Annotated in this window: 7 protein-coding genes; 6 read left to right on the forward strand and 1 reads right to left on the reverse strand. The window is 68.8% G+C overall.

Annotated elements, in window-relative coordinates:
• Positions 1 to 436: 436 nt before the first annotated feature.
• The 6 genes from AB7V09_RS07190 (at position 437) to AB7V09_RS07215 (ending at position 10,881) form a co-directional block, all read left to right on the forward strand.
• Positions 437 to 3,037 carry an ATP-dependent Clp protease ATP-binding subunit gene (locus AB7V09_RS07190; protein WP_003787373.1) on the forward strand — a complete coding sequence of 867 codons (2,601 nt, stop codon included), beginning with the start codon at positions 437 to 439 and terminating at the stop codon, positions 3,035 to 3,037.
• Positions 3,038 to 3,624: 587 nt separating this feature from the next.
• Complete coding sequence (locus tag AB7V09_RS07195) at positions 3,625 to 5,073, forward strand: hypothetical protein (protein ID WP_419143353.1); 1,449 nt, start codon at positions 3,625 to 3,627, stop codon at positions 5,071 to 5,073.
• Positions 5,070 to 7,685, forward strand: coding sequence for a GT4 family glycosyltransferase PelF (pelF, locus tag AB7V09_RS07200; protein ID WP_419143354.1), 2,616 nt, complete (start codon positions 5,070 to 5,072; stop codon positions 7,683 to 7,685). Before AB7V09_RS07195 ends, pelF begins: the two co-directional genes overlap by 4 nt.
• The gene (locus AB7V09_RS07205) at positions 7,682 to 8,791 is read left to right on the forward strand and encodes a putative glycoside hydrolase (protein ID WP_075414061.1); all 1,110 of its coding nucleotides are present in this window, start codon (positions 7,682 to 7,684) and stop codon (positions 8,789 to 8,791) included. Before pelF ends, AB7V09_RS07205 begins: the two co-directional genes overlap by 4 nt.
• A 202-nt stretch (positions 8,792 to 8,993) precedes the next feature.
• Positions 8,994 to 10,406, forward strand: coding sequence for an MFS transporter (locus tag AB7V09_RS07210; RefSeq protein ID WP_271288529.1), 1,413 nt, complete (start codon positions 8,994 to 8,996; stop codon positions 10,404 to 10,406).
• A gap of 28 nt (positions 10,407 to 10,434) precedes the next feature.
• Positions 10,435 to 10,881, forward strand: coding sequence for a universal stress protein (locus tag AB7V09_RS07215; RefSeq protein WP_009747803.1), 447 nt, complete (start codon positions 10,435 to 10,437; stop codon positions 10,879 to 10,881).
• Here AB7V09_RS07215 and AB7V09_RS07220 read toward each other — a convergent pair.
• Positions 10,878 to 11,303 (reverse strand): integrase core domain-containing protein (locus tag AB7V09_RS07220; RefSeq protein WP_419143355.1); only part of this gene is annotated, 426 nt, incomplete at its 5' end. The genes AB7V09_RS07215 and AB7V09_RS07220 overlap by 4 nt on opposite strands.

The following is an 11,303-nucleotide window of genomic DNA, read 5'->3' on the forward strand; positions in this document are numbered from 1 at the left end:
TGGCCCCGCCTCAAGGTGCCCGTGGACGTGCCGACGCCGTCCCTGCCGCCGCGGTCGTACCTTATGCCGCGCGGTCGAGGGTTCAGGGTGCGACCGCGAGACCTAACCTACGACCGCGGCCGGTGGGGCGGGGCGCCAGGTGGAGGCGGGGAGGCAGGGGCGGGGTGCCAGGTGGAGGCGGGGTGCCAGGTGGAGGCGGGGCGCCAGGGGTGGGGTGGGGCGCCGGGAGGCGGGCCGACCCTGCGCCGCACATCTTGAGCCGACCCGGCTCAAGGCTTACTCACGCCTACCGCGAACAGGGGCATGGCCCGGGCGTCGGCCTGGTTAGCCTTGTCAGCACGTGCTCTCAGCGCCATCTCTCCGCGGCGCTGCGACATCCCTCGCCACCACCGGACGAGCGGTCCCGCACTGAGCGCGTGCCGAGGAGGAATTACTGATGTTTGAACGCTTTACCGACCGCGCCCGACGCGTCGTCGTGCTCGCGCAGGACGAGGCGCGCGCCCTGAACCACAACTACATCGGCACCGAGCACCTCCTTCTCGGCCTCATCCACGAGGGCGAGGGAGTGGCCGCCAAGGCCCTGGAGTCCATGGATATCTCCCTGGACGCCGTGCGCAGCCAGGTCATTGAGATCATCGGCGAGGGTCAGTCCGCCCCCACCGGCCACATTCCCTTCACGCCGCGCGGCAAGAAGGTCTTCGAGCTCTCCATGCGCGAGGCCCTCCAGCTCGGCCACAACTACATCGGCACCGAGCACCTGCTCCTCGGCCTCCTGCGCGAGGGCGAGGGAGTGGCCGCCCAGGTCCTGACCAACCTCGGCGGGGATCTGTCCAGCGTGCGCCAGACCGTCATGCAGATGCTCTCCGGCTACGAGGGCAAGGAGACCGTCAACGCCGGAGGCCCCTCCAAGGAGGGCACGCCCTCGGGCAGCGCCATCCTGGACCAGTTCGGCCGCAACCTCACCGCCGCCGCCCGCGAGGGCAAGCTGGACCCGGTCATCGGCCGCAAGAAGGAGATGGAGAGGGTCATGCAGGTCCTCTCCCGGCGCACCAAGAACAACCCCGTCCTCATCGGGGAGCCCGGCGTGGGCAAGACCGCCGTCGTCGAGGGCCTGAGCCAGGCCATCGTCCACGGCGACGTCCCCGAGACCCTGCGCGACAAGCAGCTCTACTCCCTGGACATGGGCTCGCTCGTGGCCGGCTCGCGCTACCGCGGCGACTTCGAGGAGCGCCTCAAGAAGGTCCTCAAGGAGGTGCGCACCCGCGGCGACATCGTCCTGTTCATCGACGAGATCCACACCCTCGTCGGTGCCGGCGCCGCCGAGGGCGCCGTCGACGCCGCCTCCATCCTCAAGCCCATGCTGGCCCGCGGCGAGCTCCAGACCATCGGGGCCACCACCCTGGACGAGTACCGCAAGATCGAGAAGGACGCCGCCCTGGAGCGCCGCTTCCAGCCGGTGACCGTCGACCAGCCCAGCATCGAGGAGACCATCGGGATCCTCACCGGCCTGCGCGACCGCTACGAGGCCTTCCACCGCATCGTCATCACCGACGAGGCCATTGAGGCCGCCGCCAAGCTCGCCGACCGCTACATCAACGACCGCTTCCTGCCGGACAAGGCCATCGACCTGGTCGACGAGGCCGGCGCCCGCCTGCGCATCCGCCGCATGACGGCTCCGCCCGAGCTGCGCGAGATCGACGAGCAGATCGCCCAGGTCAAGCGGGAGAAGGAGTCGGCCATCGACGACCAGGACTTCGAGCGCGCCGCCTCACTGCGCGACGACGAGCGCCGTCTGGCCGACGAGCGCGCCGCCAAGGAGAAGGCCTGGAAGTCCGGCGACCTCGACCAGGTCGCCGAGGTCGACGAGGCGCTCATCGCCGAGGTCCTGGCCATGTCCACCGGCATCCCGGTGGTCAAGCTGACCGAGGCCGAGTCCGCCAAGCTCCTCAACATGGAGGCCGAGCTCCACAAGCGCATCATCGGCCAGAACAAGGCCATCGAGGCGCTGTCGAAGTCGATCCGCCGCACCCGTGCCGGCCTGAAGGACCCCAAGCGCCCCGGCGGCTCCTTCATCTTCGCCGGCCCCACCGGCGTCGGAAAGACCGAGCTGGCCAAGGCCCTGGCGGAGTTCCTGTTCGACGACGAGGACGCCCTCATCCAGCTCGACATGTCCGAGTTCGCCGAGAAGCACACGGTCTCGCGGCTCTTCGGTGCCCCTCCCGGCTACGTCGGCTACGACGAGGGCGGCCAGCTCACCGAGAAGGTACGCCGTCGGCCCTTCTCCGTGGTCCTGTTCGACGAGGTTGAGAAGGCCCACCCGGATATCTTCAACTCCCTGCTGCAGATCCTGGAGGACGGCCACCTCTCCGACGCCCAGGGTCGCGTGGTCGACTTCAAGAACACCGTCATCATCATGACCACCAACCTCGGCTCCAAGGACATCGGCAAGTCGGTGGCCACCGGCTTCCAGTCCACCGAGTCCGGCGCCATGGACTACGAGGAGATGAAGGCCCACGTCAACCGCGAGCTCAAGCAGCAGTTCCGGCCCGAGTTCCTCAACCGCGTCGATGACCTCATCGTCTTCCCGCAGCTGACCAAGGAGGAGGTGCGCCAGATCGTCGACCTCATGATCGTGCGCCTCGACAAGCGCCTGGCCGAGCAGCAGATGACCATCGAGCTGACCGAGGCCGCCAAGGACCTCCTGGCCGAGCGCGGCTTCGACCCGGTGCTCGGCGCCCGTCCGCTGCGCCGCGCCATCCAGCGCGACATCGAGGACGCCCTGAGCGAGAAGATCCTCTTCGGCGAGCTCGAGCGGGGCCAGAAGGTCATCGTCGACGCCGAGGGCGAGTCGATCCTGGGTGAGTTCATCTTCCGCGGCGAGCCCTGGGAGCAGGGCGAGGCCGAGGTCGCCGCACTGCGTGAGGCCGAGGACGCCGCGGCCGGCGGCGGGGGTGGGGCCTCCAGCCCGCTGCGCATCTCCACTCCGCCCATCAGTCGTGGCGGCGGCGCCTCGCCGGCTGCCGAGCCCGGGCGCTGACCTCGCCGGGTCCCGCCCGGTCCAGTTCCCTTATCAGTTCCATACGATGGGCCGCAACCCCACTGGGGTTGCGGCCCATCGTCGTCGCCGCGCATGGGAGCCCTCAGACTGCAAGACGCGTTGGCACGAACCTCGGGGGAAGTGGTGGGGCCGCCTTGCCCCTGTGCTCATTTTTCCAGGTGGAGACCATGATCGTGGACGCAGGAGTGTGCGGGGTGCAGTTCACGGCTGCGAATATGCACGGGCCTTATAGTCGCCTGAACTGCGAAGCAAGCACATGAAAAGTGAATGATGCCTGAATGCACTAAGAGAATATTCTGAGAGTTTGGCTTGACCGTCTCATGTCTGTCCTCTGCCCGATACAGTGGAGTGACGATCCGTCGAAAGTCGTCCCTCGGACATGGTCGATCGGTGTCGTCACCCCGCCCCGCGCGGGGCCGTCTCAACCGCTATCGCCCCTACTCGTCCTCACTGTCCGTACCTGTCCGCCCTCATTCAGACTGCCGCGACACCCCTCGGTCGCGGCGCCGGAATGTCCGGCTCGGATCGCCCGTGCGTGCTCACGCATTCTTGGTGCCGCTACTCCCATGACCCAACTCAGATACGAACCGCGACATTTCCACCAGCACCGTTTTCCGCGCCTGCGGACCGCTAACGCTGCTGCGACCCTGAGCGTCCTCGGCGTGGTGGCGGCGGTGCTGCCCTGGGTCGGCTGGCCGAAGCAGGTCACCGTCGGCGTTCTGGTCCTCACGGTCCTCATCGGCCTGGGGCTGGTCACAGCGCCGCCCACCCGTGCGCTCAAGCGCGGCGGCATCGCCCCGGGGGCCCGCTGGCACTGGGGTGCGGCAATGCTCCTGGGCATGTCCCCGGCGATCCTGCTGGGCCTGAGCTTCCCCGTCGTGTCCCAGAAGATGGCTGCCAGCACGGTGAGCGGCATCGGCCTGCCGGTCATCGTCCTGAGCGTGTCAGTGGCCGTGCCCTGGCTCAGCCAGATCATCGGCACCCCCGTCTACCGGCTCCTGGGCGACTCCATCGGCCGCGGCCCGCGGGCGGTCCTGGAACGCTACTGCTCCATCTGGCCGGCGCTGTTCCTGTGGGCGCTCCTGCCCACGGCGCTGGAGATCCTCGTCGTGGCCGCCGTGACCGGCTGGAACCTGCACGTCCTGGGCGTCCACACCGCCCTGCTTCTCCTGCACGTCGTCTTCGTCCAGTCGCTCATCGTCGCCGACGTCGCCGGACGCCGCCGCCTGTGGTCGCTGGGCTGGCTCTGCTACGCCGTCGCACTCGTCGCCGAGCCCACCTGGTGGTACCTGCCCCCGCTGGTCGGGGCCCTCAGCCAGCTCCTGTCCATGGGGCGCTCTCTGGGAAAGATCCTGCGGCCCCGCGGGGTCGCCACCGGCATCCTCGTGCAGGACATGCTGCGCGGTGCGATCCTGGGAGGAGTGCTGTGGTCGGACAAGTTCTTCCTCTTCCTGGGCGCCGGTCGTGACTTCGACGTGGCGCTGGTCTACCTGTGCCTCCAGCCCGCCGTCGTCGCCTACTGCTACTACTTCGCGGTCACCGCACCCCGGGTCAACACCGAGATCGCCCTGTTCCAGACGGTTCTCAAGCGTGAGGGCATGGCCAGTCTGCGCGAGCGCGGACGCACGCTGCGTCGGCTGCTGGACGCCAGCCTCATTCGCGCCTGCATCGTGGGGGTCGCCGGCGTCATCGTCGTCGTGTGCTCCATGGCGCTCATGTCCACCGAGCAGGTCCCGCTGGTCCTCGAGGTGTGCCTCGCCTCGACCCTGTTCACGGTGCTGACGCTCCTGAGCTACGAGATCGACCACATCGGCGACTCGACCACCGCCCTGCTCCTGTCCGGCATCCACGTGGCGATCGCCGCGGCCCTGCTGCTCAAGGTGGCCGACGCCGCCGCCTACCTGCCGCTGGCCGGCGTCGACCTGCTGCTGTGCGCGCTGGGGCTGCTGCTCTACCGCAAGCGGTGGGCCGCACCCGAGTACTCGTTCTTCTGGGGAAAGGCCATGTCCTGGTGAGCTCGTCATCCTCCTTCCGCGCCCGCCTGGAGAGCCTTCCGCTGCGCTACTCGGCTCCCGCCGGCGGCTACGCCCCGATGCCCAGTCCCGACGACGCCCCCGGCATCGGCGACCGGGGCGAGGAGGCCGGCCCCAGGATCAAGGTCGGCCCCGACGGATACGGCGTCGTCGTCACCACCGGCGGCGCCCCGAGCGGGCCCTCGGCCGCCACCCCCACCGCAGGCTCGCCCGCCGTCCCATCCACCGACTCGCCCGCCACCGAACCGGTTGCCGAGCCGGTCGCCGAGCCGGTTGCCGAGCCGGCCTCGGCCTCCACTCCTGAGATCCCGGCTCCTGAGATCCCGGCCGTGCCGATCTACGGCGTCGTCCAGACCCCGGCGCCGGCCGGCTACGGAGTGATCCAGCCCCGCCCCAAGAGCCCGGAGCCGACCTCCCCGCAGAGCCCCGACGCCCTGGACTCCCCGATCTTCGGTGCCGTGAGCTCGGCCGCACCGGCTGCCTCGGGCGCCTCGGCCTCCTCGGCGGTGGAGCCGGCCGCCCCCCGCTCCGCCGCGTCGCCGCCCCTTGTTGACGTCGAAGCCCCTGCCGTCCCTGCTGCCCCCTCCACCTGGGCCTCCGACGCCGCTGCAGCCGGAGCGCCCTCACGGCCCTCCGACTCCTCTGAGCCCTCCGTGCCCCCGGTGCACGGCGATTCCTCGGTCCCCGCCGAGCCGGCCCGGCAGGAGGCGGACCGGCCGAAGCCCTCAGCCCCCGCTGAGCCCGCCCCGCAGGAGTCCGTCCTCCCACAGCCCGACCAGCCCGAGCCCCAGCATCCCCAGCAGCCCCCCACACCCACCGCCATCGCCTGGGAGTCCGTGGCCTCGGCCGCCTCTCACGCCGCTGCCATCCCCCTGTCCCAGCAGCAGGCTGCCCAGGAGGAGGCCGAGGACGAGGAGGCCCCCGCCGGCGCGGCCGAGCTGCTCCTGCCCCCCGAGGAGCCGGAGCCCGAGCCCGATGAGCAGGTCCTGCCCGACGGCGTCCCCGAGGACGGCGTCTACGTGGACGTCGACGTCGCCATCGTCATGGAGTCCACCTACCCCTACCTCAAGGGCGGGGTCTCCGCGGTGGTCCACGACATCATCACCGGCAACCCGGACCTTACCTTCGGGATCATCCACATCACCTGGGACTCCCACTCGCCCCTCAAGGATCTGTACGGCATGCCGGACAACGTCGCCTGGGTGAAGGTCCTCTACCTGTCCATGGAGGAGCACCAGGAGGACTTCCTGCGCGCCCGCCCGCGCGACCTGCGCATGAACCGCCGCCAGCGCCGCGAGCTGTCCCGGCGCATCCTGGGGGCCCTGCTCGCCCTGGCCCAGGACGGTCAGACCGAGCCGCTGTGGGACCTCATCAGCGAGGGCCTGAGCGCCTCGCGCCGCTACCCGGTCTGGGCGATCCTGGGCACGCGCGAGTTCATGGAGGCCTACGACGACATGATGCCGGACCTGGGGATGTCGATGACCGACATCTTCTGGTGCCTGCGCGACTTCTTCTCCCTGGCCTACGCGGTCCTGGCCGAACCGGTCCCGCGCGCCCAGGTCTACCACGCCCACACCACCGGCTACGCCATGCTCCTGGGCGTCAACGCCGCCCGCGAGCACGGCACCAAGGTGCTGCTGACCGAGCACAACCTCTACGTGCGCGACACCGTCAACACCCTCCTGGAACGCCGGCTGGACCTCAACGTCAGGCTCACCGACTACCGCACCTTCGACGTCACCGGCCGCGAGCGCATGTGGATGGCCTGGTGGCTGGAGATGGGACGCCTGTGCTACCCCTACGCCTACGCCTCCACCTACCTCTACCCGCGGGCCATCACCGAGGCCAATGAGCTCGGCGGCGACTCCGGGCGAGCCATCGTCATCCCCAACGGCATCGTCACCTCGGAGTTCGACGCCTCCTACGCCGCGCGCCTGGCCGCCATCGAGGAGATCAAGAAGGAGGGCGCGGACAAGCACCTGTGGAAGCTGGTGTACATCGCCCGCGTCGTACCCATCAAGGGGCTGCTGGACATGATCGACTCGGTGCGCCTCATGGTGGACCGGGGCCTGAACATCCACCTGGACGTGTGCGGGCCCACCGAGCACATGCCCTCCTACTTCGAGCAGTGCCTGACCCGCATCGTCGAGCAGGGCCTGGAGAGCGTCATCACCATCCGCGGCACCGTCAAGGTCCGCGAGCTCCTGCCCGAGTTCGATCTGTTCGTCCTGCCCAGTTACAACGAGGGCCTGCCGGTCGTCTCCCTGGAGACCATGGGGGCCGGCATCCCCACGGTGAGCACCGACGTCGGCGCCGTGCGCTCGGTCGTCGAGGACATGATCGTCACCGATGACGGACAGACCTGGGATCCCTGCGGCATCATCATCGAGCCCGGCGACCCCACCGTCATGGCGGACAAGGTCCAGGAGGTCATCTCCGACGTCGATCTCTACGAGCGTCTGAGCCTCAACGCCCGCGGCCGAGTGGAGGCGGCCTACGACCTGGTCAAGGTCAACGCCTCCTACAACACGATCTACCGTCAGGGCGGCGCCGGCGAGCAGACCGGTACCCGCGCCGACCGAGGAGGAGCATGAGGAGCAGCACCGGCGGCGTCGGAGCCTGGATCCGTTACGGCAACCCGCTCGAGCCCGGGGAGCTGGACTTCGCGATCGCCCACTACCGGGCGGCCATCCTCCAGCCCTGGGAGACCGAGGCAGCAGCCCGCCTCAAGGAGGCACGACCGGACATGACGGTCCTGGCCTACCGGTGCCTGTCCTCCACGCGAGACTTCGAGCCGGACTCCATGCGCGCCTCCGGGCTGTCCTACCGCGAGGCCCGACGCCGCGGCTGGCTCGCCAGGCGTGACAACGGCGACCTGGTCGAGTGGAACACCTACCCCGGCCACTTCCAGGCCCGCGTGTGGGACCCCGACTACCGCGCCCGCTGGGTGGAGGAGGTCTGCCAGGCCACCGCTGAGACCGCCTTCGACGGCGTCATGGCGGACAACGACGTCTTCGACGACTACTACGGCCTGGACCTCCCCCTGGACGGAATCGCCGACACCGCCGCCCTGCGCGCCGAGCTGAACATCTTCGTGGACCAGGCCGGTGCCGGCCTCAACGGCGTCGGCAAGATCCTCATCCCCAACGTGGCCGAGGCCCGCCGGGAACCCGGCCGCTGGGAGCGCCACTCGGCCTGGGGTGGTGGCTTCGACGAGTGCTGGCTGGGCTGGGGGGACCATCACCTCTTCGATGAGGCCACGGCCCTGGCCCAGATTCACGAGCTGCGAGGGCCGGGCCTGTCCATCGTGCGCACGCCCGACGGCGGGGGCGGCGGCTCCATGTCCGGTGCCCGCACGTCCCCCGGCCTCTACGGGCTGGCGGCCTTCTGGGTCTTCGGGGGAGGGGAGGGCGCCTACACGGCCACCGGTCACGACGACTACTCGCGCACTCCCTGGTTCCCCGCCCTCGACGCCGACCTGGGGCGCCCGCTGGGACGGCCCCGGAGGACCTCGGGCGCCTGGGTGCGCGAGTTCGAGGGCGGAGTGGCCGCCGTCGCGCTCGGCGAGGAGGGAGGCGGCACCGTGCGTCTCCCGGCGGGCCTCAGGTCACCGGGGCCCACCGGGGACCCGGACGGTGAGGCGCTGGCTCTGGAGGTGCCCCTCAGTGCGCATTGTGGGATGATTGCCCTGCGTGCATGAGTCATGACCCGGTCCGGCTCGTGCGAGATCCGATAATGGGGCTAAAGACCTGTCAAACGTTAGTCTTGTTGGGTGGATCATTGACCTGCTTGACTTCCTGAGATCCCCGCCGTCCCGTACAGCGTTCTCTCGGGCAGGAAGTGCGGCGTCCGTCTCGGGCGGCGTCGACAGAGTTCCACAGGACCCAGGACAAGGATGACCTATGGCACAGACTTCCCAGAATAGCGCGGCGGACATCGCGCACAAGCCCATGATGAGCACTGCTCAGATCCTGCTGATGAACGTCGGATTCTTCGGCATCCAGTACTCCTTCGGCATGCAGCAGAACGCCATGTCGCCCATCTACCAGTTCCTCGGGGCTTCCGCTGACGAGATCCCCATCCTCAATCTGGCCGGACCCGTCACCGGCCTGCTCATCCAACCGCTCATCGGGGCGCTCTCGGACCGGACCTGGAGCGAGAAGTGGGGACGCCGTAAGCCCTTCTTCCTGATCGGGGCCGTCGGCTGCTCCGTGTTCCTGTTCCTCATGCCCTTCGTCACCGCCTTGTGGATGGCGGTGCTGTGCCTGTGGCTGCTGGACGCCTCGAACAACACGGCCATGGAGCCCTACCGGGCCTTCATCGGCGACCGCCTGCCCTCCAAGCAGCTCGCCAAGGGCTTCCTCGCCCAGTCCCTGTTCATCGGCGCCGGCTCGGCCCTGGCCGCCGGGACCCTCGTCGTTCTGGAGAAGACCCTGGCGGGCGCCACCGCCGCCGGCATCCCCTACTGGGTCTTCGGCGCCTTCATGGTGGGCTCGGTGTGCTCCATCGGCTCGGTGCTCATCTCGGTGCTCTCCACCAAGGAGCTGCCGCCCACGCCGGAGGGCTTGGTCGAGCTCGAGCGCAAGAAGCGGGAGGAGGGCCCCTTCGGCTTCCTCAAGGACATCGGCGTCGCCATCGTCGAGATGCCCCGCGGCCTGAAGAAGATGGCCCTGGTCTACTTCTTCCAGTGGTACGCCATGAACGTCTTCTGGCAGTACCTGGGCCTCATGTGCGCCGTCACCTACTTCGGCGTGAACCTGTCCGACCCGGGGTACGCCAAGACCGAGGCCTTCAACGACGCCTCCGGCTTCGCCACCGGGCTCATGGTCGCCTACTACGTCTCCTGCACGGTCGTCGCCCTCTTCCTGGCGCGACTGTCCAACCGCATCGGCCCCAAGCACGTCCACACCGCGGCGCTGTTCCTCGCCGCCGTCTGCCTGGTCCTGCTCACCCGCATCGGCAGCCCCGGCCACACCGCGGTCCTCTACCTGCCCATGATCGGCATTGGTGTGGCCTGGGCTTCTATTACGGGCGTGCCCTACATCATGGCCATTGAGATGATCCGCAAGGAGCGCCGAGGCGTCTACATGGGCGTTATCAATATGATGATCGTCATCCCCCAGTTCATCCAGACCCTCACCTTCGGTCCCATTTACAAGCACCTGCTCGGCGATCACCCGGTCAACGCCATGCTCTTCGTCGCAGTCTTCCTCGTCATCGCCGGTCTGCTCATCCAGTGGATCGACACCGTCAAGGACGCGGACCCGCGGGTGCGCGCCGCCGCCGTGTCCGCCACTGAGACTGCCGTGGCCTGACCGGGTGCCCCACGAAAGGATGTCATCCGTGACCTATACCACTATTGTCGCCGGAGTCGGCGATGTCGAGGCGAACACCCACGTCATCGATCGCGCCTGCGAGATGGCTCGCCTGTGCGACGCCGCTCTTCTCCTCGTCGCCGGCTTCGACCCCGTCTCGGCGCGGGACAAGGCTCGCATCAACGAGTCTGCCCCCGTCGCCGATGTGCGGGGCGGGCTCACCGAGGACCAGGCCTACGCCGTCGTCGAGAAGGCGCGTGATACCGCCGTTGAGCGCGGCGTCGCCCTCGCCCAGGGCGTCGTCGTCGAGGGCACGGCGGTCAATGCCGTCACCCTCGTCACCTTGGAGACCGAGGCGGACCTCGTCATCGTCGGATCCAAAGGCGTCGATTCGCTGTTCGGCCGTATCTTCGGAGCCGTCTCCGTCCAGGTGCTCCGCAAGTCGAAGTGCGACGTCCTCGTCGTCGTTCCCTAGTTGTACTGATCGGGGAGGTTGGTTAGGCGGGTGATGGGTGGGTGGCCTTGGGTGGCGGTGTGGGGTCGGTGGTGATTGTAGAGGTGCAGCCATGCGGGTAGGGCCTGGCGGCGTTGGGTCTCGGAGGTGTAGTGGCGGGCGTAGGCCCAGCCGTCGGCCAGGGTGCGGTGGAAGCGCTCGATCTTGCCGTTGGTCTGGGGGCGGTAGGGGCGGGTGTGCTTGGCCTTGATGCCCAGCTGCTGACAGGCGGCTTGCCAGGCCTGGGAACGGTAGGCAGAACCGTTGTCGGACAGGACTCGCTCCACCTTGACTCCTCGGGCGCTGAACCATGACACCGCGCGCTGGAGCACTCCGACGGCGGTATCGGCCTTCTCATCGTCGTGGATCTCGCTGTAGACCACGCGGGAGTAGTCATCAATCAC

Origin of the sequence: Actinomyces sp. SKVG-SVH-4(1) (assembly GCF_048514265.1) — a bacterium.
In the GTDB taxonomy this organism is placed as follows: Bacteria; Actinomycetota; Actinomycetes; order Actinomycetales; family Actinomycetaceae; genus Actinomyces; species Actinomyces oris.

What these genes read in the sequence shown, in the direction of transcription:
- AB7V09_RS07190 (WP_003787373.1), top strand. Translation starts at nt 437, where the DNA reads ATGTTTGAACGCTTTACCGACCGCGCCCGACGCGTCGTCGTGCTCGCG.
- AB7V09_RS07205 (WP_075414061.1), top strand. Translation starts at nt 7,682, where the DNA reads ATGAGGAGCAGCACCGGCGGCGTCGGAGCCTGGATCCGTTACGGCAAC.
- AB7V09_RS07210 (WP_271288529.1), top strand. Translation starts at nt 8,994, where the DNA reads ATGGCACAGACTTCCCAGAATAGCGCGGCGGACATCGCGCACAAGCCC.
- AB7V09_RS07195 (WP_419143353.1), top strand. Translation starts at nt 3,625, where the DNA reads ATGACCCAACTCAGATACGAACCGCGACATTTCCACCAGCACCGTTTT.